A 22,200-nucleotide genomic window follows, 5' to 3' on the forward strand; every position below is an offset into this window, starting at 1 on the left:
TCACATCCTCTTTCAGCCGGTGCAGACCGCAGCGCGAGGGATTTCCCAAGGCTGCGCCAGAACAGCCAAGTGCAGGCCCCCCGCAGTCCCCCCAAGAACTGGGTGGCCCGGAGCCTGAAGGCCTGGAGCTGGATGTTCGGTGCATCGACCTGTCTGCCTCTATGCCCCGGTTTGTCGGGCGCGTGTTCTTATTGGCGGCAGCTTTGCATTGCCGTCCCTCTGGGTCAATCGTTGCAGGCCTTGGCGCCTTTACTCTGGCCTGTGCTGTTGCAAGAGTGTTGCGCCGGGGCCTTGCCCCGTGCCCCAGTTACAACGGTGCTGTGGCTTGACCCGGTGCCATGTCCGTGGCCTCTTGGTTGAAACCTAAAGGGACCCCGGTAAAGCGACCCCGGCAAACAGCCCAAGGAAGGATGCCACGAATGATGCAGGTAGCGACAATCGAGCAGGTGCAGACTGCGCTGGGCGAACAGGGCTATGTCTGTGATCGCGCCTTGGCGACGGTGGTGTTTCTATCGCTGAAACTGGGCCGCCCGCTGTTTCTGGAAGGCGAAGCCGGGGTGGGCAAGACCGAAATCGCCAAGGCGCTGGCGGCGGCCTTTGGGCGGCGGCTGATCCGGCTGCAATGCTACGAAGGGCTGGATGCATCTTCGGCGGTTTATGAATGGAACTTTGCCGCCCAGATGGTGGCCATTCGCACCGCCGAAGCAGCAGGCGGTGCCGATCGCGCAACCCTGCAAGGAGAGCTGTTCTCGGATGAATTTCTGATCGAACGGCCGCTGCTTGAGGCGATGCGTCCGGATGCGAACGGCCCGCCGGTGCTGTTGATTGATGAACTTGACCGAACCGATGAACCCTTTGAGGCCTTCCTGCTTGAGGCGCTGTCGGATTTTCAGGTCACTATCCCCGAACTGGGCACCATCAAGGCGCCAGTGCCGCCTATTGTGGTGCTGACCTCCAACCGAACCCGCGAGGTACACGACGCATTAAAACGCCGTTGCCTGTATCACTGGGTGGATTATCCCGATTTTGACCGCGAGGTAGAGATCCTGAATGCACGCGCGCCTGCTTTGGCGGCGCAGCTTAGCCGGGAGGTGGTGGCCTTTGTGCAAAGCCTGCGAACCGAGGATCTGTTCAAGAAGCCCGGCGTTGCCGAAACCATTGACTGGGCCAATTGCCTGCTGGCACTGGATGTCATTGACCTGTCGCCGGCGGTGATCGCGGATACCCTGGGGGCGATCCTGAAATATCAGGATGATATATCGAAGGTGCAGGGGTCCGAGGCCAAGCGCATTCTGGATCAGGCGCGGGCCAGCCTGGACGCTGGCTGATGGTTGAATTGCCGGATCTCACCCTGCCGGATGATCCCAAGCTGGCGCAGAATATCACCCATTTTGCCCGTGCCCTGCGCAAGGCGGGGCTGCCCATCGGGCCGGGGCGGGTGGTTGATGCGGTGACAGCGGTGGCGGCGGCGGGCTTTACCTCGCGGCAAGATTTCTACTGGGCGCTGCATGCCTGTTTTGTCTCCAAACCTGAACACCGGGTGATCTTTGCCCAGGTCTTTCGGCTCTATTGGCGCGATCCGCGTTTTCTGGAACGGATGATGGCCGCGCTCTTGCCTGCCATCCGCGGCGCGCAAGAGGAACAGGCGGCAAAACCAGGTGAAAAACGCGCTGCCGAAGCCTTGCTGGACGGTGCCAATCCACAGCTTGATGCCCCCGATCACCCGGAGGATGAGGGCACCGAGATCGAGGTGGATGCCAGCTTGACCATCTCGGCCGAGGAACGGCTGCGCAGCCTGGATTTTGAACAGATGAGCACCGATGAGGTGGCGCAGGCCAAGCGTATTCTGGCGCAGTTGAAATTGCCGGTATCGCCGCTGCAGTCCCGTCGCCTGATGGCGGCGCAGCGGGGCAGCAGGCCGGATTGGCGTCGCACCTTCCGCGAGGCGGCCCGCCGGGGGGGCGATATCCAGTCCATTGCCCGCGCCAAACGCCGCACCCGCTGGCCCAACCTGGTGGTGATCTGTGATATTTCCGGCTCGATGAGCCAATACAGCCGTATCGTACTGCATTTCCTGCACGCGGTCAGCAATGCCAAGGGGGCGGGCTGGGCCCGGGTGCATGGTTTTACCTTTGGCACCCGGCTGACCAATATCACCCGCCATCTGGCCACCCGCGATGTCGATGCTGCCCTGGCCGCCGCAGGTGCCGAAGCGCAAGACTGGGAGGGCGGCACCCGGATTGGTGCCTGCCTGCATGACTTCAACCGGGACTGGTCGCGCCGTGTTATGGGGCAGGGCGCTGTGGTGCTGCTGATCACCGATGGGCTTGATCGCGATGACCCGGCGGCGCTGGAAAGGGAAATGCAGCGCTTGCAGCTTTCGGCGCGGCGTCTGATTTGGCTGAACCCGCTGTTGCGCTGGGATGGTTTTGCCGCCAAGGCGCAGGGCATTCGCGCCATGTTACCGTATGTTGATAGCTTTCGTGCCGGACATTCCATCGCCGCGCTTCAGGATCTGGCTGAGGTGATTTCGCGCCCCGAGGAGAGCGGTGAAAAAGCCCGCTTGCTGCGCGATATGTGATGCGCGGACCCTGCGCCGCTGGTGGCCACCGGTTTTGTCTTTTGCCAGAGGCGGTGCCGGGCGTCCCGATTTGCGGCTTGAAACCGAAAGGATGACGCGCAAAGCTGGTATCCACGCGGGCAGGATCTGCCCGACCGGAGGATAAATGACCCAGACCGATGACAGCTCACCCGTCTCCGCAGGCGTTCCACCCTCGATAGCCAGTGCGGCGCAAACCGCGCTGGCGTGGCACCGCGCTGGTCGCGGGGCAGCCCTTGCCACCGTGGTGCAAACCTGGGGTTCGGCACCGCGCCGGGTGGGGGCGCAGCTGGTGGTCAGCGGCGACGGGCAGATCGAGGGCTCGGTTTCTGGCGGCTGTGTCGAAGGTGCCGTGGTGCTGGAAGCGCAAGAGGCGCTGGCGGATGGCAGACACCGGGTGCTGGAGTATGGAGTCAGCGATGGCGATGCCTTTGCCGTTGGACTAGCCTGTGGTGGCACCATTCGCATTCTGGTTGAACCTGTGGGTGGTTCCATGCCTGTGGACCTGCTGGCGAATTTGGTTGCGGCGCAGAAGGCGCGCGCCCAGGTGGCCTATGAGGTGAACCTAACCACTGGAAATGGCGCGGTGCTGCGCGGTGTCTACCCCGAGCGGATGCGATTGGACCGCTCCGGGGTCGAAGAAGACGGAGAGACCTTTGTGGCGGTGCACAACCCGCCGCTGCGGCTGGTTGTGGTGGGGGCGGTGCATATCGCCCAGGCTCTGGTGCCGATGGCGGTGCTGGCGGGCTATGATCCGGTGGTGATCGATCCCCGCGCAGCCTTTGCCTCGCCAGAACGCTTTCCTAGTGTGACCCTGCTGGAGGATTGGCCGGATGAGGCCGTGGCGGCGCTGGGGCTGGATGCGCGCACCGCGCTGGTGCTGCTGACCCATGATCCAAAGCTGGACGATCCCGCACTGGCGGCGGGGCTGCGTGAGAAGTGTTTCTACATCGGCGCTCTGGGCTCCAAGCGCACCCATGCCCAACGGGTTGAGCGGATGGTGGCGGCAGGCTTTGGTGAACAGGATACCGCGCGTATTCATGGCCCAGTGGGGCTGGATATCGGCGCCGCAGGCCCGGCAGAGATCGCGATTGCGATCCTGGCAGAGATGACAGCGGTACTGCGCGGTAAGGCCAGATGAAGTTCGGCGCTGTTCAGGTCGCACAGGCCGAGGGCGCAATCCTGGCCCATTCGATGCAGGCCGCTCAGCCCCCCTATGACACCGGTCTGTGCTATCGCCTTGCCAAGGGCACTTTTCTTACGGCGCAGCATCTGGCGGATCTGGCAGCAGAAGGCCACGACCAGATCACGGTTGCCCGGCTGGAAGCGGGCGATCTCCACGAAGATGCGGCTGCCCTGACGCTCGCGCAGGCCTTGGTGCCGGATGAGGCGGGGCAGGGTATTCGCATCTCTGGTGCTGGGGCGGGACGGGTCAATCTTTATGCGCTGGGCGCCGGGCTGGTTCGGCTGGACCGCGCGGCACTTGAAGCCCTGAATGGCGTCGATCCAATGATCACCATCGCCACGGTGCCCGATTATCACCGGGTTGATGCTGATGGGATGATCGCCACCATCAAGATTATCTCCTACGGGGTCGAGGCTGCGGCGCTGGACCGCGCCAGTGCCGGTGTGGAGGGCGCCTTGCGTGTTTTGCCACCGGTCTTTGCTACGGCCAGCCTGATTGAAACCCGCGTTAGCCGGGATATCCCGTCAGATAAGGGGCGGCGCGCGATGGCCGGACGGTTGCACCGTATGGGGTTGAGCCTGACCGACCGGGTTGTGGTGCCTCACCGCGAGGCGGAACTGGCCACGGCGCTGGCCGAGGCACCGGGGGAGGTCTTGCTGATCCTCACAGGCTCTGCCACCTCGGACCCTTTGGATGTGGCGCCAGAGGCGCTGCGCCGGGCCGGGGGCAGCATGACCCGCTTTGGCATGCCTGTGGACCCTGGCAACCTGCTGTTTATCGGGGCGCTGCAGGGCAAGCCGGTGATTGGCCTGCCGGGCTGCGCGCGTTCTCCGGCGCTGAATGGCGCGGATTGGGTGTTGGAGCGGGTTCTATGTGGCTGTCGGGTGAGCAGCGCCGATATTGCCGCAATGGGTGTCGGCGGCCTGCTGAAGGAGATCCCCACCCGGCCCATGCCGCGTCGTTCGGATTAGGAGCTGGGCGTTACGTCTTGATTTTAATGAATTCATGCGAGACTTTTCCGCCTTTTACTCTGGGGCAGGCTGAGGGCGGCGCGGGTTGGACCCTGCGCGCGGTACCTCGGAAAGCGAAGGCAAAAGCTTGCCAAGCGGCAAGATTGTTTGTGATGGCGCGCTAAAAAAGGGGTTCGCGGCGACGCAATCCCGTGCTTAACTTCGCTTAGCCAACAAAAGTAGCAAAAATGGGAGGAATACATGACCAAGGTCTCAATGACCGTGAACGGCAAGCCTGCGCAAGCCGAGGCCGAGGGCCGCACGTTGCTATCCTCGTTCCTGCGTGAAGAACTGGGCCTGACCGGCACGCATGTCGGCTGTGATACCAGCCAATGCGGGGCCTGTGTGGTCCATGTGAATGGTGTTGCGGTCAAATCCTGCACCATGCTGGCCATTGAGGCCGAAGGCGCAGACGTGGCAACCATCGAAGGCCAGGCGGCTGCGGATGGTACGCTCAATATCATTCAGCAGGCCTTCCAGGATCATCACGGGCTGCAATGTGGTTTCTGTACGCCCGGCATGGTGATGTCGACGGCGGCGCTGCTGCAAGAAAACCCCAAGCCCAGCGAGCAAGAGATCCGCGAGTATCTCGAAGGCAATATCTGCCGTTGCACCGGGTACCATAATATCGTCAAGGCGATCATGGCTGCCTCCGGTCAGGATGTATCCGCCATCGCGGCGGAATAAGCCGCCCCCTCCTGGGCCTCATTGGGAGGTGTGGCCCCGGCAAAGATCAAACTGCAGAACCAAGAGGTGCGCCATTGGGTGCACCCTCCAGGGAGGAGATTTGAATATGCCAAAAGATAGTGACCAAATTGAAAGCGGAATTGGGGCCAGCCCCAAACGTCGCGAAGATGTCCGGTTCCTGACCGGGGCGGGCAATTATACAGATGACATCAACCTAAACGGTCAGGCCTATGTGTATTTTCTGCGCTCGGATATGGCGCATGGCCGGATTATTTCCATTGACACCAGCGATGCCGCCGCGATGCCAGGTGTGGTACAGATTTTCACCGGTGCCGATTTTGAAGCCGTGGGCGGGATTCCCTGCGGCTGGCAGATCACCGACAAACATGGCGAAGTAATGCAGGAGCCAGCCCATCCGGTGCTGGCCCAGGGCAAGGTGCGCTATGTGGGGGACGCCATTGCCGCCGTTGTCGCCGACAGTCTCGACCAGGCCCGCGATGCCGCCGAAGCGATCGTGCTGGATATCGAGGAACTGCCCGCCGTCATCAATATGAAGGCCGCCCTCAAGGAGGGTGCCACCAAGGTACATGACGATCTGACCTCGAACCTCTGCTATGACTGGGGTTTTGTTGAAGAAAACAAACCCGCAGTGGAAGAGGCCTTTGCCAAGGCCGCGCATGTCACCACGCTGGAGCTGGTCAACAACCGGCTGATCGCCAACCCGATGGAGCCGCGCGTGGCGCTGGGGGATTTCAACCGCGCCACTGGCGACAGCACGCTTTATACCACCTCGCAGAACCCGCATGTGATCCGGCTGTTGATGGGGGCTTTTGTGCTGGGTATCCCGGAACACAAGCTGCGGGTGATTGCCCCAGATGTGGGCGGTGGCTTTGGCACCAAGATCTTTCACTACGCCGAAGAGGCCTTTTGCACCTTTGCCGCTAAGGCGCTGAACCGGGCGGTGAAATGGACCTCGAGCCGGGCTGAGGCCTTTATTTCCGATGCGCATGGGCGCGATCATGTGACCACCATTCAACTGGCGCTGGACAGCGACAACAACTTTACTGCGCTGCGCACCGATACCCATGCCAATATGGGGGCTTACCTGTCGACCTTTGCCCCGTCGGTTCCGACCTGGCTGCATGGCACCCTGATGGCCGGCAATTACAAGACGCCGCTGATCTATGTGAACGTCAAGGCGGTCTTTACCAATACGGTGCCAGTGGATGCCTATCGCGGCGCGGGCCGCCCCGAGGCGACCTTTCAGCTGGAGCGCGTCATCGACAAGGCCGCGCGCGAGCTGGGGGTCGACCCGATCGCGCTGCGGCGGCAGAACTTTATCACCGAATTCCCCTATGCCACGCCAGTGGCGGTGGAATATGACACCGGCGATTACAACGCCACCATGGACAAGCTGGAAGAGATCGCCGATCTTGCGGGCTTTGCCGCGCGCCGCGCCAAGAGCGAGGCCAGGGGCCTGGTACGTGGTCTGGGCGTGAACTGCTATATTGAGGCCTGCGGCATTGCCCCCAGCAACCTTGTTGGGCAGCTGGGCGCGCGGGCTGGCCTATATGAGAGCGCAACCGTGCGGGTCAACGCCACTGGTGGTCTGGTGGTGATGACCGGGTCTCACAGCCATGGCCAGGGGCATGAGACCTCGTTCCCGCAGGTGATTGCCGAGATGATCGGGATCGACGAGAGCATGGTGGAGATTGTGCATGGCGATACCGCCAATACACCGATGGGCATGGGCACCTATGGCTCCCGCTCGCTGGCGGTTGGCGGTTCTGCCATGGTGCGCGCCACCGAGAAGATCATCGCCAAGGCCAAGAAGATCGCCGCCCATATCCTGGAAGCCTCGGATGCGGACATCGAGCTGAAAGACGGTCAGTTTTCGATTGCGGGCACGGATAAATCCCTTGCCTGGGGGGATGTGACCCTGGCGGCCTATGTGCCGCACAACTATCCGCTGGAAGACATCGAGCCGGGGCTGGAAGAAACCGCCTTTTATGATCCAGCGAACTTTACCTATCCGTCGGGGGCCTATGCCTGCGAGGTCGAGCTGGATCCGGAGACCGGTAAGGTCAGCATTGAACGCTTTGCGGCGGCGGATGATTTTGGCAATATTGTGAACCCGATGATCGTGGATGGTCAGGTTCATGGTGGCATTGGCCAGGGCATCGGCCAGGCGCTGCTGGAGGCGGCGGTCTATAATGAGGACGGGCAGCTGCTATCGGCGTCATATATGGACTACGCCATGCCACGGGCGGATGATCTGCCGTTCTATCAGGTCGATCATTCCTGTCAGACGCCCTGCACCCATAACCCCCTGGGGGTAAAGGGCTGCGGCGAGGCGGGGGCCATTGGCTCGCCGCCGGCGGTGGTCAATGCGGTGGTCGATGCGCTGCAATCGATGGGCAAGGATGTCACCCATGTTGACATGCCGTTGAGCCCCGCGCGGGTCTGGGCGGCGATGAATGGCTGAGTGCGGGGCAGTGACGTGACGGGCGAGGGGCGCTTCCCCTCGCGCTCCCCGAGGTATTTTTGGAAAGATGAAAGGGCCGGGCGAGCCGGTTCTGGGAAGGAAATGCGAAATGTATAATTTCGAGGTCGAAAAACCCACCAGTATTGCGGATGCGGTTGCGGCGCTGAGTGCAGATGAGGCGCAGGCGCTGGGGGGCGGGCAGACATTGATCCCAACGCTGAAGCAGCGTTTGGCCAGCCCGTCAAAGCTTGTCTCTTTGAGTGGCATTGCTGAGATGCAGGGGATGAGACTCGCGGCGGGCAGCCTGTGCATTGGCGGAGCGACATCGCATGCAACTGTCGCGGCTGAGGCGACGGGGTCTTATCCGGCGCTTGCGGCGCTGGCGGGCGGTATCGGCGATCCGGCGGTCCGTAATCGCGGCACGATCGGAGGCTCGCTTGCCAATAACGATCCGGCGGCTTGCTATCCGGCTGCTGCTTTGGCTAGTGGGGCCGTTATTGTCACCAATGCGCGCGAGATTGCGGCTGATGACTTTTTTGATGGGCTTTTCACGACGGTGCTGGAGGAGGGCGAGATTGTTACCGAGGTGCGCCTGCAGGTGCCGGAGGCGGCCAACTATCAGAAGTTTGTGCAGCCTGCGTCGCGTTTTGCGCTGGTGGGGGTCTTTGTAGCCAAGTTCGCCAATGCTGTGCGGGTTGCGGTGACTGGGGCCTCTGAGGAGGGGGTATTCCGCTGGAGTGAGGCCGAGGCGGCGTTGAGCAGTAATTTCAGCGCCGATGCGCTGGAAGGGTTGTCAGTTGCGCCTGAGGGCATGATGGCGGATATACATGGCTCCAAGGCCTACCGCGCCCATTTGCTTGGTGTTTTGACAAAGCGCGCGGTTGCCGCTGCTGCCTAGAGCATGTCTTCAGGAATAGCGCGGGGCCTGGGTGGGGAAACCCTGTCCAGGCCCCTGTTAGAGGTGAGCGTGCAAAAAAAAACGCCCCAGCCCGGATGGGGTGGAGCGTTTCAGCAAAACGAGGTTTGGTGCTATTTCTGTGGAAGCGGGCCGATCATCATGACCATTTGGCGGCCTTCCATCTTGGGCATGTTTTCGACTTTGCCCAGATCTTTGACGTCTTCGGCGACGCGTTCCAGCAACTGGCGGCCCAAGTTCTGGTGCGCCATTTCACGGCCACGGAATCGCAGGGTGATTTTCACCTTGTCGCCCGTCTCCAGGAATTTGTAGACGTTACGCATTTTGACTTCGTAGTCATTGGTGTCGGTATTTGGTCGGAATTTGACCTCTTTGACCTCAATGATCTTTTGCTTTTTGCGGGCTTCGCTTTCGCGTTTCTGCTGTTCATATTTGAACTTGCCGAAATCCATGATCTTACAGACCGGAGGCGTTGCATTTGGCGAAATTTCAACCAGATCAAGACCGGCCTCATGTGCCATGTCCATAGCCTTGGCAGGGTGCACGACCCCGACATTTTCGCCATCAGCGCCAATCAGGCGAATCTCAGAGGCGCGAATTTTTTCGTTCGTGCGCGGGCCGGTGTCACGTTGCGGCGGCGCATTATGAGGTCTGCGGGCTATGGCTTTGATCCTTTGATTGTTGCCGAATTTCGAGCTCGAAACCTAAACGTAACCCGGCAAGGTTTCAAGTCGCAACGAGAGGAAGGGGGTGAATTCCTGCTGGATTGTCGCTTTTGCTGGTCGCAGATCTGGTTTTGGGGCGGTTGGTCGGGGCTCGGGCCCGGATTGACACTGGATTGGCCCCCAATTTGCAATGTCAAAGTGATTATTTTGTGCTTGGCGCAACTGGCTGAAACGCGCCCGTTCCGGGGTGAGTCTGTCGGCGAGCATTGGCTGATGAGGTGGCGCGCGGGTTATTCCCCCTTGTGATGGCCGACACAAACGCGCACCTGCCAGCCATCAAGTCTGCGCAGAATGCAGCATATTAAAAGGAGACGGGTCATGAAGCCTATTTTTGTTATTTTGGGTTTGGGTGTGGTTGCCGCAGGGGGCTATTTCTACGTCCAGAGCCAGCAGCCGACGACCGTGGTAGAGGGCGTTGTTGAGGTGGCCCCAGAGGCAGTCGTCGAGGAAGAGAACACCGCAGAGCCATCGACAGAGGAGCGCGTCGAGGAGGAGACCACTGCGGTGGAAGAGGCCGTCGAGACCGCCAGTGAGGCTGCGAGCGAGGCGGCCGAGTCTGTCGCGGAAGAGGTTGGTGAAGTTGCCAGTGAGGTTGGCGCAGCGGCCAATGAAGCGGTGAGCGCCGCCGTCGAAGGTGGCGAGAGTGCTGTAGGGGCGGTTGCAGGGGCGGCCACCGAGGCGGGCGAGGTTGCGGCCGAAGTAGCAGAGGGCGCAGCTGACACGGTAGCTGACGCGGCAAATGCCACTACCGAGGCGGTTTCACAGGCGGTGACAGCGGCCAGTGAGGACGCCAGCACCACGACAGAAGGTATGGCGCAGTACCTGAGCCTGGACGGGTTCGACCATGACAAGGTGATGGCGATGATCGAAGAGTCCGATCTGGATGCCGCCACAAAATCCGTGCTGGGCAGTGCCGTTACCCAGGCTAAGGACAGCCCAGAGCTGCTGGCAGGGGTGCTGAGCCAAATCAAGACTGCACTGGGGCTCTGAGAATGACCCTGTTCCGATCTGGCCAGCCTATCTTGCAGGTCAGGTTGGTTCTGTTCTGTCAGGCCTGACCGGCCCGCCTGTTACATCCGGACATAAAAAAGGGCAGCCTCATTCCCGAGGCTGCCCTTTTTGCATGGGGCGCGTCCTGCTTTGGCCAATGCCAGGGGCAATCCCGTGGCTATGGTCTGCATGGGGGCGGTCTCTGGCTCAGTCCAGAAAGGCTTTCTCGACGACATATTGCGCAGGTTTGGAATTGGCGCCTTCTTCCAGTCCGGCTGCTTCCAGCATGGCTTTGAGTTCCAGGTTGAAGGCCAGATTACCGCAGATCATTGCCCGGTCGGTCTCGGGGTTGAGCGGCTCGACGCCCAGATCCTTGTAGGCCTCGCCGGAGTTGATCAGGTCGGTGATGCGGCCCATCTTCGGGCTCTCTTCGCGGGTGGTTGTGGGGTAATATTTGATTTTTTTCCAGAACCCCTCGCCAATCACCTCGTTCAGCAGCTCATCGGTCTTGAGCCCTTCGATCAGCTCGGCGCCATAGGTCAGCTCTCCGGCGGTGCGGCAGGTATGGGTGATGATGATCTCGTCGTAGTCCTCGTAGGTCTGCGGTTCGCGTAGCAGTGAGGCAAAGGGGGCAAAGCCGGTGCCGGTGGCAAAGAACCAGATCCGCTTGCCGGGGATCAGCGCGTCATGCACCAGGGTGCCAACGGGTTTGGGGCGCAGGATGATTTCATCGCCGGGCTGAATATGCTGCAGCCGTGAGGTCAGCGGGCCGTCTTCCACCTTGATGGAATAGAACTCCATTTCTTCGTCCCAGCTGGGCGAGGCAATGGAATAGGCGCGCAGCAGCGGCTTTTGCTTGCCGGTTTTTTCGTTCACCTCGCCCATTAGGCCGATCATCACAAACTCGCCCGAGCGAAAGCGCAAAGAGGCGGGCCGGGTCACCCGGAAGGAAAACAGCTTGTCTGTCCAATGCTTGACCTCTGTTACAGTCTGGGCATCGGGCAGGGCAGGGGCGGCCTTTACAGGCGCGGGTGCGGGCTGGGCCGCAGCGTCGGTCGCAGAATCTGTCACAGGTGTAATCTCATTCATCGGTTGTTCTGCCAGGTGGTATCACCGGCACCTCTGATTAATCTTTGATATAGGTCAGGGGAAGCCCCGGAATGTGCAAGCCCGTAGCGTCAGTTGCGCTGGGCATGCATTTTGGGGCCGTCCTGGCGGATCTTGCGGCGCTAGCTTTAGCCGGCAGCGGGGCTGCCACGCAGGCGGGCCTGATAATTATGGGCGTTCCACTTGGCGCGGGCAAGCCATTGATCCTGAGGTTGCCGGGCGGCAAGCTCATCGTTGATTTCCACCTCGTCAAATCCACAGCGGCGCGCCATGGCATATTGATCCGCCAGCACATGCCCATGGGCACGCAGACGCCCGCCATAGCCCATGAGGCGCAGCTGTCGCGCCAGGGTAAAGCCCCGGCCATCGGCAAAGCTGGGGAAATCAATGCGGATGATTTCCACCCCTTGGGTCAGATTTACCAGTGCCGAGGGATCCGCATCAGAGGTAAGATCAAGGGCGGTTTCGCCTTCAAAGCCCTTGGTCCAGGTTTCGGGGCCAAAGCCCGCGTCAGTCACGATTACAGTCATATCATTCATGCTCCTGTGCGGATGAATTGGCCATTCACAATGTGGATGCCGCATTCTTCCTTGGTCTGGTCACGCCAGCGTCCGGCGCGGGGATCTTCGCCTGCTGCAACGGGCGAGGTGCAGGGCGCGCAGCCGATCGAGGGATAGCCCTTGGCCACCAGCGGGTGACGCGGCAGGCGGTTTTCGTCCATATAGGCGCGCACATCCTGCGGTGCCCAATGGGCCAGCGGGTTGATCTTGATACGCCCGGTTGATCCGGTTCCGGTGGTTTCCACCTCAAAGAAATCAAGCGCCGCGCGGCTGCCGGCCTGAAAGCGTTTGCGCCCGGTGATCCAGCCATCAAATCCGTCCAATGCCGCCTGCAGGGGCGCGGTCTTGCGCAGGGCACAGCAGGCATCGGTATCGCTGAAGCGCAGCGCGCCATAGGGATCTTTGGCTGCGATATCCGCCGCCTTGACGATCTGCACATTGCGCAGGCCAAGTCGTTCGCTCACCTCTTGCTGGTAGACCAGCGTTTCGGTGAACAGCAGTTCGGTATCGACAAACAGCACAGGCACCATCGGGTCGATGACGGCGGCCATATGCAACAGCACAACCGATTCCGCGCCAAAGCTGGACACCAGCGCGATATGGCCGGCATCCTGCAGCGCGCCCTGCATCACCGCCGTGGCCGAATGATGCCGGTAGCGGGCATTCAGTCCTGCCACCTTGTCAAACAGGGCGCTCTGTGCCGCAGCGGATCTGTCTGGCTCAAAGCTGTCGGATTCTAGGTTCACCATGGGGCTATGCCACCTTTTTCTGGGCCTCAGGATAGAGCACGGTCTTGAAGGGCTCCATGCCGAGACGACGATAGGTTTCCAGGAAGGTCTCCTCTGCGTCGCTGCGCAGGGTGAGATAGGCCTCGATCAGCCGTTCCACCGCAGGTACGATTTCATCATAGGCAAAGCCCGGTCCGGTGCGTTTGCCAATCGCGGCGGTTTCAGTGGCGTCGCCGCCCAGAGTGATCTGGTAGTTTTCCACCCCGGCGCGATCCAGCCCAAGAATGCCGATATGGGCCACGTGGTGGTGGCCACAGGCATTGATGCAGCCGGAGATCTTGATCTGCAGATGGCCGATGTCGTGCTCCAGCTTCAGATCGTCAAAGCGGCTGGCAATCTCTTGCGCTACCGGGATCGAACGCGCTGTTGCCAGGGCGCAGTAGTCCATGCCAGGGCAGGCGATAATGTCTGAAATCAGGCCGATATTGGCGGTGGCCAGGCCCTGTTCCTTTAATCGGGCGTGCAGCGCGGGCAGGTCGGATTTATGCACATGCGGCAGAATCACGTTCTGCTGATGGCTGATGCGCAGCTCATCGTAGCCCAACTCTTCGGCAAGATCGGCCATGGCGCGCATCTGCGCGGCGCTGGCATCGCCGGGGGTGGCGCCATGTGCCTTGATCGAGATGGTGACGATGGCATGGGCGCTGTTGCGGTGTTCGGCCAGGTTGGTATCGGCCCAGGCCCGGAACACCGGGTCGGCATCATAGGCCGCCTGATAGGCATCGGTGTTGCCAGTGCGCAGGGCGGGCGGGGTGAAATGGGTCTTGATCTCGGCCAGAAGCGCCTGATCGGTGCCATCAAATTCGCGCCGACGCTCGGCAAAGCGGGCCTCGACTAGATCACGGATCTTTTCGATGCCGTTTTCCTGCACCGTAATCTTGATGCGGGCCTTGTACTTGTTGTCGCGCCGTCCCAGCACGTTGTAGACGCTCAGCACTGCCTCAAGGTAAGGCAGCAGATCGGCCTGGGGCAGGAAGTCGCAAATGACTTTGCCGACCATAGGCGTACGACCCAGGCCACCACCAACGATGACCTCAAAGCCGATCTCGCCATTCTGTTCCACCATGCGAAGACCGACGTCATGCGCCTTGACCACGGCGCGGTCATTGGGGCTGCCGGTGATGCCAATCTTGAACTTGCGCCCCAGAAACTGGAACTCGGGGTGATCTGTCGACCACTGCCGGATCAGTTCTGCATAGGGGCGCGGGTCTGTCAGCTCATCCGCGGCGGCGCCGGCAAAGTGGTCGGCGGTGGTGTTGCGGATGGTGTTGCCCGAGGTCTGGATCGCGTGCAATCCGACTTCACCCAGGGCATCCAGCATATCAGGGATATCGTTGAGCTTGGGCCAGTTGTACTGGATGTTCTGGCGGGTGGTGAAGTGGCCATAGCCCTTGTCCCACTTTTCGGCCAGCAGCGCCAAGGCGCGCATCTGGGCGGAATTGAGCGTGCCATAGGGGATGGCGACCCGCAGCATATAGGCGTGCAGCTGCAGGTAAACACCATTCATCAGCCGCAGCGGCTTGAATTCATCCTCGGTGAGAGAGCCGTCAATGCGGCGTCCAACCTGGGCACGGAACTGGGCGTTGCGCTCTGCCAGAAAGGCGGCGTCAAAGGCGTTGTATTTATACATGGGCTTCGGCCTCCTGTTTGCCGTGGCTGTAGTTGGATGGGCCTTTGCGGCGGAAATCTTCGCGGAAATGCACCGGTTCTGGACCGCTGGGACCGGCCTTGGCATCGGCCAGATAGGCCCCGACGATGCGGATGTTCTGCTTCTCCGCCGCCAGCAGGCGCAGCTGGGCTTCGGCTTCGTCTTCGATCAATTCGGCCTGGGCCAGATCACGGGTCCAGCTGTCGTCCGCCATGAAGTAGATGACATCGCCTTCCAGTAGATCGTTGGCGGTGATGACTTTGGGGGTAAAGGGGCGGGCCATTATGCAAGCTCCATGTTCAATGCGGTGAGGGCGGCTGCGCTGTGGCGCGGGGCAAGCCCCAGAAATGTGAGGGCGGGTCCGTCAAAACCCGCAGTGGCAAGATCGGTTGGCAGGCGGTCCAGCGTGGTTTCCAGAACCCGCTGATTGCGACGTGAGGCATTTTCGACCAGGGTCACCGGCGTTGCCCGGCTGGCGCCGTGCATGATCAGGCGGCCCTGTACGAAACGGGCTGATTTCTTGCCCATGTAGATCGCGGCAACCTCGCCGGGGCGGGCGAGGGCGGCCCAGTCCTGATCGGCAAAGCCGCGCATGTCATGCCCGGTCAGAAAGCGCACCGAAGAATTGCGCCCGCGCTGGGTCAAGCTCTGGCCGATGCCAGCCACCGCAGCCGAGGCGGCGGTGATGCCGGGCATGATCTGATAGGCGATGCCAGCCTCTTCACAGGCGGTCAGTTCCTCATCCAGGCGGCCAAAGACGGTTGGGTCACCGGATTTCAGGCGCAGCACCTTTTTGCCTGCCTGGGCATGGGCCACCATCCGGGCGCAGATCTCTTGCTGGCTCATGGAGGGGCCAAAGCCCTCTTTGCCGACGTCTTCCAGCTGTGCCTGTGCCCCCGCCAGGGCGAGGATCTCGGCGCTGACCAGGCGATCATACAGGACCACATCGGCCTCTTGCAGTGCCTTGGCGACCTTTAGCGTCAACAGGTCCGGATCGCCCGGGCCAGAGCCTGCAAAGGCCACATCGCCGCTGACAAGGCAGCACATGCCGCTGCGGCTGGGCGCGGGGACTGTGGTGTTCTGTGTCATGGGACCGGTCATGGCGGCGGCTTTCTGTTGTTTGACTTGACTGTAGATATAGGAAATATTCCCGCCGTTACGCTATATGCAGAACCAAATAAGGTTGTTTGTTCCATCTGGCGTCGTGCCCGGATAGGATGGTCCTGAAACAGAGGGAAAATGAGAATGACAGTTCGGATCGATGCGACGGACCGGAAAATTCTGGCAGAGCTTCAGCGGGATGCCGGGCAATCCTTGGATGAAATCGCCCGTCAGGTGGGCAGTTCCAAGACGCCGGTGTGGAATCGGATCCGAAAACTGCGCGAGGCGGGTGTCATTGGTCAGCAGACTGTGGTGCTGGACGCCGAGGCTCTGGGCTTTGAGGCTTGTTTCTTTGTGCTGATCCGTACCTCGGAGCATGAGGCCGAGTGGCAGCAATCCTTCCTGAAGGCGCTGCACGACCGCCCCGAAGTGCAGGAGGCGCATCGGCTGGCCGGGGATATCGACTATATCCTGAAGGTGCGGGTGCAGAACGCGCGGGCCTATGACAAGTTTTACCAGGCGCTGATTTCAGAGGTGCGGGTGCATAATGTTACCGCGCTCTTGTCGATGGAAGAGATCAAATCCACCACTATGCTGCCGCTGGAGGGCTGAGGCATATGCAAAAGGCGTAGGACAAAGGAGCGCTGCCGCGCGCCTTGATCCGACAGGTGCGGCGTGACGGCAGGTCTGCCCCAAAGATGCCTGAACAAGTTTGACTAGGTTTGGCGCGTAAAGGACAAGCCCTGCGATGCAGGGGGGGCTTTGGCCCTCCTTGACCCGCAGGTTAGCCTGTGACCTGCAGCCCTGTCAGCCCGTGGAAATGATAGCTGTTGCTATAGCGCGGCGCGGCGGCGAGTTTCAGCTGCGGGCAGCGGTCAAACAGGATCGGCAGAGCGACCTGCATTTCCAGTCGCGCAAGCGGCGCGCCAACGCAGAAATGCAGGCCACCACCAAAGGCCGCATTGGTGCGGGCCGGGCGGGTTGGATCAAAACGCTCCGGTTCGTCTTCGGCGGCAGGGTCGCGATTGGCAGCCGCCAGCAGCAAGGCGACCTGATCGCCAGGCTGAAATAGATGGCCCATGACCTCGATCTCTTCGTAGGCGTAGCGGGTGAACATATGCAGCGGCGGATCATAGCGCAGGATTTCTTCGACCAGGTTTTCGATGCCTGCTGGTGCCAGCCAGGCGGGATCCCAGCCCTGTTGCAGCAGCGTTTTCACCCCATTGCCCAGGGCGTGTACCGTGGCCTCGTGCCCGGCATTCAGCAACAGGATGCAGGTGCCGATCAACTCATCCGTGCTGAGGCTGTCGCCTTCTTCTTCAGCCAGGATCAGCCGGGTGATCAGATCATCCCGCGGATCCGAGCGGCGTTTGGCGATGTAGCCTGCAAGGAAATCGCTAAAGTCCTGCGCTGCCGTGGCGGCGGCCAGTTCATCCGCATGGGTCTTGCCGGCCTGATACATGGCGACCATCGCATGGGACCAGTCCAAGAGTTGCGGTGCCATTTCGCAGGGCACGCCAAGCAGACGGCAGATGGTGATAACGGGAACCTGGGTGCAATAGGCCGGAAGCAGATCAAAGGGTTCGGCCGGGAAGGCATCAATCAAGCTGTGGCACAGGGCCGTGAGATCGGCTTGCTGTGCCTTGATTTCGCGCGAGGTGAAGGCCCGCATCACCAGTCGGCGCAGGCGGGTATGGCGGGGCGGCTCTGCCTCTAGCATCGAATGAGCTTCGACCGCGAGAAAGGGGGTCAGATGCGCCGGGGCTGCTGTGGCAATTTCTGGTGGCACTTCGCGGCCAAATCTGCGATCGCGGAGGATGGCATGCACTGCGGCGCGGCGAAAGGCGGCTGGCATGCCATAATCCTGCCAGTAGCACAGACCGCCGAGGCTGCGGCAGTTTTGGTAAAAGCGATAGGGGTCTTGCACAAAGGCAGGATCGGTCGGGGATTGGATGACTGTTTGCATGGGCTGACTTTGCCGCGATGACTGGCCTTTGCAAGTCCAGTCTTGCTAGACTGGGAAAAAACATAAGTGCAAGGAGACTGGTACAGGAATGCAAAGATGGGCAGGGTTGCTGGGGTTCGCTCTGGCGGTGATCGCAATTGGTGGGGCAACATGGGTCTATGGGTACCGGCAGGCGTTGGATTCCCTGGCCGAGCGCAGCGTTGCTGATCTGGCGCTGGCCTCTGATCGCGTCAGTACACAATTGCAGATATATCAAGAACTTGCGGTATTGATGGCGGATCACCCTGCACTTGAACAGTTGGACAGCCCTGCGGGGCGTCGCGCGGCACAGCATCTGCTGCGCGGGGTGGCCGACAAGACTGCGGCTTTGGATGTGCTTTATGCTGATGTCGATGGCCGGGTGCTTACCGCTGCCTCAGGTGTGCTTGGCGAAAACATTGCGGCGGAGGGGTATTTCCGCCGCGCCTTGCAGGGGGCATTGGGCACGGGGGCGGCCGTGCTGGCGGACAATGGTCAGCGCGCCTATTTTTACGCCGCGCCGGATTTCTCGCCTGAGGGTGGTATCTCTGGTGTGCTGGTGGTTGTTGCTGATGTCGAAGATGTCGAACAGACTTGGCGCGGGTCTTTGCCGGCGGTCTTTTTCACCAAGGCAACAGGAGAGGTCTTTATTTCCAACCGGCCAGAGCTGCTGTTTTGGCAACAGACGGGGTCTGTTTGGGGCGCGGCAGGCACGGGGGGAACTGGTGGCGTGCTGCGCGATGGCAGCTCTTTGTCCTACCGGGTGTCCACAACTGGTGAACATGAAATCTGGCATTTGTCTGAACGGCCCTATCTGCCCCGGCGCGCGCTGCATTTGACGGTGGGTTTGCCGGTGATCGGTTTGACCGGGCAAATCCTGGTTGATGTTGCCTCGGCCTGGCGGCTGGCGACACTGCAGGCTTTTGCCTTGGCGGCGCTGTGCCTGGCCTTTGGCACCTTTCTCTTTCTGGCGCTCGAACGCCGTCGCACCCTGGCCAAGGCCAATGCGGTACTGGAAAGCCGGGTTGCGACCCGCACCCGTGCCCTGCAGGCGACAAACAGCCAGTTGCGCCGCGAAGTGAGCGAGCGCGAGGATGCCGAGGCGGCCCTGAAGAAGGCGCAAGAGGAACTGGTACAGGCGGGCAAGCTGTCGGCCCTGGGGCAGATGTCTGCCGGGATCAGCCACGAGCTGAACCAGCCCTTGATGGCGATCCAGCAATATGCCGAAAACGGCGATGCCTTTTTGCGGCGTGGCCAGGTGGACCGGGTTGGCGAGAACCTGACGCGGATTGCTGGCATGTCGGCGCGCATGGCCCGCATCATCAAAAACCTGCGGGCCTTTTCGCGCAATGAGAACGAGCCCATGGCGCGGGTGGATCTGGTGCAGGTGATCAATACCGCGGTAGAGTTGACCGCCTCGCGTCTGGAGACGGATGAGGTGGCGCTAAGCTGGCAACCGCCTGACGGCAACGAGCCAATTTATGTCTGGGGTGGAGAAGTCCGACTTACCCAGGTTTTTGTTAACCTTATCAATAATTCAGCTGATGCCATGCTGGATCAGAATACGCGGTCCATCAACATCACCCTAGAGGCTGGTGATCGGCTTTCGGTGGCGGTGCGCGACATTGGTCCTGGCATCAAGGAACCGGAGAAGATGTTTGATCCGTTCTACTCTACCAAGGTGGTTAGCAGCTCCGAGGGCATGGGGCTGGGGCTGTCGATTTCCTACGGTCTGGTGCAGAGTTTTGGTGGCAATATCCATGGTAGAAATATGGAACGCGGCGCGGTCTTTACCGTAGAGCTGGAGCGGTGGAACGAAGGTGGCGCGACATGACAACTCGCAAGGTTCTGGTGGTAGATGATGATGCGGCGCTGCGCGAAGCCCTGGCGCAGACACTCGAACTTAACGATTTGGAGCCCATCACGGCAGGCTCTTTTGTGGCGGCCAAGGATCTGATCACCGCTGAATTTGACGGGGTGGTCCTGTCGGATATCCGCATGCCGGGGCGGGATGGGTTTTACCTGCTTGATTATGTGCGCGGTACTGATGAGGACCTGCCGGTGATCCTGCTGACTGGCGAGGGGGATATTCCCATGGCGGTTAAGGCGATGTCGCAGGGGGCCTTTGGTTTTCTGGAAAAACCCTGCGTGACAGCGGACTTGCTTACTGCGCTGCAGCGGGCGCTCAAGACCCGCCGCCTGGTGTTGGAAAACCGCAGTTTCAAGCAGAAGCTGGAAGAGGGCGACCCGGCGGCACGCATGTTATTTGGGACCTCGCCGCAGTCAGATGCTTTGCGTGCGCGGGTGCGCAGTGTGGCGCCAACCCTGGCCGAAGTCCTGGTGTCCGGTCCGGCGGGCAGCGGCGTTCCCAAGGTGGCAGAGGTCATTCACCTGATGTCGCCGCGCGCCCAGGCGCCCTTTGTCAAATCCCCCTCTGCCGGGCTTAGCGTCGCGGATCTGGCTGCACTCTGTCAGCAGGCGGCAGGTGGCTCGCTGTTCTTGGACGAAGTCTCGGCGCTGTCCGAGGCGCTGCAGTATGCCGTTTTGGAGCGGATCGAACAGGGGGATGGGCCGCGCCTTATTGTTGGCAGTACCGCCGATCTGGCCGCTCTTGTCGCGGCGGGCAGCTTTGGCGCCGATCTGTATTACCGCCTTGAGGGCATGCGGGTACGCATTCCTTCGCTGGCTGAACGCCCCGGCGATATCCCTGTTCTGTTCCGTCTTTATGTGGCCCAGGCTGCTGAACAGGCCGGAATAGAGCCGCCGGAAATCAGCCAAGAGCATCTCGCCGGGTTGATGGCGCAGGATTGGCCGGGCAATGCGCGATCCTTGATGTCGGCGGCCATGCGCTTTGTGCTGGGCATGCCAGATGAGGTGAGCGCGGCAACCGATCTTGGTCTGGCCGAGCAGATGGCCCAGGTGGAACGCTCTTTGTTGATTGCGGCCCTGGGACGACAGAACGGCCGGGCCGCCGCAGCAGCAGAGGCGTTGAAACTGCCGCGCAAAACATTTTATGATAAATTGGCCCGCTACGGCATCCGGCCGGAAGACTACCGGCGGCCGTAACGGCTCTGGCGGGCCTGTGTGCAGTGCGATCGGGCGGGGGTACACGTCGGCGATTCTTTGCGCATCACGGCTGCCAAGTTGCCAAACTCTGTGCGGATTTTCGCACAACACCCCAGAAACCATGTGCGAGATTTCGCACAACATCCCAGCGGCGGGATGTGATGGGGGCGTTTATGTCGATGTAAGTCATTGCAGAAAAATGCAGAAACTTGAAATCCGCCTAAATTTGAAACAAATCTTGAGTGCCCCCGCACAACTGGCAATTCTATGGCAGAGGCCCCGCCGCAGGTGGGGACATTACCAATTCTGGGAGGATTGAAATGAAATATGTAACTGCTGCTGCCACCGCGATGGCGCTGACCGTAACCGCTGGTGCCGCACAGGCGGCCTGTGATGAGGGCGAGATTGTCGTCAAGTTCAGCCATGTCACCAACACCGACAAGCACCCCAAGGGGATTGCGGCGTCGTTGCTGGAACAGCGGATCAACGACGAGATGAATGGCACCATGTGCCTAGAGGTCTATCCCAACTCGACCCTGTATAACGACAACAAGGTGCTGGAAGCCATGTTGCAGGGCGATGTGCAACTGGCCGCGCCTTCGCTGTCCAAGTTCGAAAAGTTCACCAAAGAATTCCGCCTGTTTGATCTGCCATTCATGTTCAAGAACATCGACGCGGTTGATGAATTCCAGGCCTCGGAAAACGGGCAGGCCCTGCTTGACAGCATGCAGCGTCGCGGCCTGCAGGGGCTAGCCTATTGGCACAACGGCATGAAGCAGATGTCCGCCAACAAGCCGCTGGTGGCACCTAGCGATGCCAATGGTCTGAAGTTCCGGGTGCAGTCTTCTGATGTTCTGGTCGCCCAGATGGAAGCCATCGGTGGCAGCCCGCAGAAAATGGCCTTCTCGGAGGTTTACGGCGCATTGCAACAGGGGGTTGTGGATGGACAGGAAAACACCTGGTCCAACATCTATGGCAAAAAGTTCTTTGAAGTGCAGGACGGGGTGACCGAAACCAACCACGGTATCATCGACTATCTGGTGGTGACCAACGTGGATTGGCTGGAAAGCCTGGAGCCCGCCGTGCGGGAACAGTTTCTCACCATTCTTGGTGAAGTGACCGCTACCCGCAACGCAGAATCCACACAGGTGAACCAAGAGGCCAAAGAGGCCATTATCGCCGCAGGTGGTGAAGTGCGCAGCCTGGATGCCGACCAGCGTCAGGCTTGGGTTGAAACCATGATGCCGGTCTGGCAGCAGTTCGCTGGCGACGTTGGTCAGGACAAGATCGACGCAGCACAGGCGATCAACGCCAATCACTGATTGGACCTGAAACAGGCACCCGTCTC

The 22,200-nt window shown here is 60.8% G+C and carries 20 protein-coding genes; 12 read left to right on the forward strand and 8 right to left on the reverse strand.

Features of this window, described 5'->3' with window-relative positions; all coding sequences use genetic code 11:
- Window positions 1-422 precede the first annotated feature (422 nt).
- The 7 genes from LRK71_RS01520 to LRK71_RS01550 all read left to right on the forward strand — a co-directional run bounded on the left by LRK71_RS01520 (window position 423) and on the right by LRK71_RS01550 (window position 8,865).
- Window positions 423-1,328, forward strand: a complete 906-nt coding sequence (locus LRK71_RS01520; protein ID WP_408635962.1) for an AAA family ATPase — start codon at window positions 423-425, stop codon at window positions 1,326-1,328.
- Window positions 1,328-2,581: a vWA domain-containing protein gene (locus LRK71_RS01525; protein ID WP_232400576.1), complete on the forward strand. Its 1,254-nt coding sequence runs from the start codon at window positions 1,328-1,330 to the stop codon at window positions 2,579-2,581. Before LRK71_RS01520 ends, LRK71_RS01525 begins: the two co-directional genes overlap by 1 nt.
- 145 nt (window positions 2,582-2,726) lie before the next feature.
- Window positions 2,727-3,740 carry an XdhC family protein gene (locus LRK71_RS01530; RefSeq protein WP_232400578.1) on the forward strand — a complete coding sequence of 338 codons (1,014 nt, stop codon included), beginning with the start codon at window positions 2,727-2,729 and terminating at the stop codon, window positions 3,738-3,740.
- A complete protein-coding gene (locus LRK71_RS01535) occupies window positions 3,737-4,756 on the forward strand; it encodes a molybdopterin-binding protein (RefSeq protein ID WP_232400580.1) in 1,020 nt (339 codons plus the stop codon). The genes LRK71_RS01530 and LRK71_RS01535 overlap by 4 nt, the downstream gene beginning before the upstream one ends.
- A 240-nt stretch (window positions 4,757-4,996) precedes the next feature.
- Window positions 4,997-5,482, forward strand: a complete 486-nt coding sequence (locus LRK71_RS01540) for a (2Fe-2S)-binding protein (protein ID WP_232400582.1) — start codon at window positions 4,997-4,999, stop codon at window positions 5,480-5,482.
- Between the two features lie 106 nt (window positions 5,483-5,588).
- Window positions 5,589-7,967 carry a xanthine dehydrogenase family protein molybdopterin-binding subunit gene (locus LRK71_RS01545; RefSeq protein ID WP_232400584.1) on the forward strand — a complete coding sequence of 793 codons (2,379 nt, stop codon included), beginning with the start codon at window positions 5,589-5,591 and terminating at the stop codon, window positions 7,965-7,967.
- Window positions 7,968-8,076: 109 nt separating this feature from the next.
- Window positions 8,077-8,865 (forward strand): FAD binding domain-containing protein, encoded by a 789-nt coding sequence (locus LRK71_RS01550; RefSeq protein ID WP_232400586.1) that lies wholly within the window; start codon window positions 8,077-8,079, stop codon window positions 8,863-8,865.
- A gap of 131 nt (window positions 8,866-8,996) precedes the next feature.
- On the opposite strand, the gene infC is transcribed toward LRK71_RS01550, so the two are convergent.
- Window positions 8,997-9,554, reverse strand: a complete 558-nt coding sequence (gene infC / locus LRK71_RS01555) for a translation initiation factor IF-3 (RefSeq protein WP_332460243.1) — start codon at window positions 9,552-9,554, stop codon at window positions 8,997-8,999.
- A gap of 372 nt (window positions 9,555-9,926) precedes the next feature.
- Between infC and LRK71_RS01560 the strand changes: the two genes are divergently transcribed.
- Complete coding sequence (locus LRK71_RS01560) at window positions 9,927-10,598, forward strand: hypothetical protein (protein WP_232400588.1); 672 nt, start codon at window positions 9,927-9,929, stop codon at window positions 10,596-10,598.
- Between the two features lie 207 nt (window positions 10,599-10,805).
- Here LRK71_RS01560 and LRK71_RS01565 read toward each other — a convergent pair whose 3' ends face one another.
- The 6 genes from LRK71_RS01565 to cobA form a co-directional block, all read right to left on the reverse strand.
- Window positions 10,806-11,687 carry a ferredoxin--NADP reductase gene (locus LRK71_RS01565; protein WP_232400591.1) on the reverse strand — a complete coding sequence of 294 codons (882 nt, stop codon included), beginning with the start codon at window positions 11,685-11,687 and terminating at the stop codon, window positions 10,806-10,808.
- 146 nt (window positions 11,688-11,833) lie between these two features.
- Window positions 11,834-12,235 carry a DUF934 domain-containing protein gene (locus LRK71_RS01570; RefSeq protein WP_232400593.1) on the reverse strand — a complete coding sequence of 134 codons (402 nt, stop codon included), beginning with the start codon at window positions 12,233-12,235 and terminating at the stop codon, window positions 11,834-11,836.
- Between the two features lie 5 nt (window positions 12,236-12,240).
- Window positions 12,241-13,014 (reverse strand): phosphoadenylyl-sulfate reductase, encoded by a 774-nt coding sequence (locus tag LRK71_RS01575; RefSeq protein WP_232400595.1) that lies wholly within the window; start codon window positions 13,012-13,014, stop codon window positions 12,241-12,243.
- Window positions 13,015-13,018: 4 nt separating this feature from the next.
- Window positions 13,019-14,683, reverse strand: coding sequence for a nitrite/sulfite reductase (locus tag LRK71_RS01580; protein WP_232400597.1), 1,665 nt, complete (start codon window positions 14,681-14,683; stop codon window positions 13,019-13,021).
- A complete protein-coding gene (locus LRK71_RS01585) occupies window positions 14,676-14,984 on the reverse strand; it encodes a DUF2849 domain-containing protein (protein ID WP_232400599.1) in 309 nt (102 codons plus the stop codon). Before LRK71_RS01585 ends, LRK71_RS01580 begins: the two co-directional genes overlap by 8 nt.
- Entirely contained in the window at window positions 14,984-15,790 is an 807-nt protein-coding gene (gene cobA / locus LRK71_RS01590) for a uroporphyrinogen-III C-methyltransferase (protein WP_232400601.1), read from the reverse strand. The genes LRK71_RS01585 and cobA overlap by 1 nt, the downstream gene beginning before the upstream one ends.
- 156 nt (window positions 15,791-15,946) lie before the next feature.
- On the opposite strand from cobA, the gene LRK71_RS01595 reads away from it, so the two are divergent.
- Window positions 15,947-16,414, forward strand: coding sequence for an Lrp/AsnC family transcriptional regulator (locus LRK71_RS01595; RefSeq protein WP_232400602.1), 468 nt, complete (start codon window positions 15,947-15,949; stop codon window positions 16,412-16,414).
- A 172-nt stretch (window positions 16,415-16,586) separates the two neighbouring features.
- On the opposite strand, the gene LRK71_RS01600 is transcribed toward LRK71_RS01595, so the two are convergent.
- The gene (locus LRK71_RS01600; protein ID WP_232400605.1) at window positions 16,587-17,768 is read right to left on the reverse strand and encodes a cytochrome P450; all 1,182 of its coding nucleotides are present in this window, start codon (window positions 17,766-17,768) and stop codon (window positions 16,587-16,589) included.
- Window positions 17,769-17,856: 88 nt separating this feature from the next.
- Between LRK71_RS01600 and LRK71_RS01605 the strand changes: the two genes are divergently transcribed.
- The 3 genes from LRK71_RS01605 (at window position 17,857) to LRK71_RS01615 (ending at window position 22,174) form a co-directional block, all read left to right on the forward strand.
- On the forward strand, window positions 17,857-19,620 hold the full coding sequence (locus tag LRK71_RS01605; protein WP_232400606.1) for an ATP-binding protein: 1,764 nt from the start codon (window positions 17,857-17,859) through the stop codon (window positions 19,618-19,620).
- Window positions 19,617-20,852 (forward strand): sigma-54-dependent transcriptional regulator, encoded by a 1,236-nt coding sequence (locus LRK71_RS01610; RefSeq protein WP_232400607.1) that lies wholly within the window; start codon window positions 19,617-19,619, stop codon window positions 20,850-20,852. Before LRK71_RS01605 ends, LRK71_RS01610 begins: the two co-directional genes overlap by 4 nt.
- A gap of 320 nt (window positions 20,853-21,172) precedes the next feature.
- A complete protein-coding gene (locus tag LRK71_RS01615; RefSeq protein WP_232400608.1) occupies window positions 21,173-22,174 on the forward strand; it encodes a DctP family TRAP transporter solute-binding subunit in 1,002 nt (333 codons plus the stop codon).
- Window positions 22,175-22,200: the final 26 nt, after the last annotated feature.

This window comes from Pseudophaeobacter flagellatus (assembly GCF_021228235.1).
In the GTDB taxonomy this organism is placed as follows: domain Bacteria; phylum Pseudomonadota; class Alphaproteobacteria; order Rhodobacterales; family Rhodobacteraceae; genus Pseudophaeobacter; species Pseudophaeobacter flagellatus.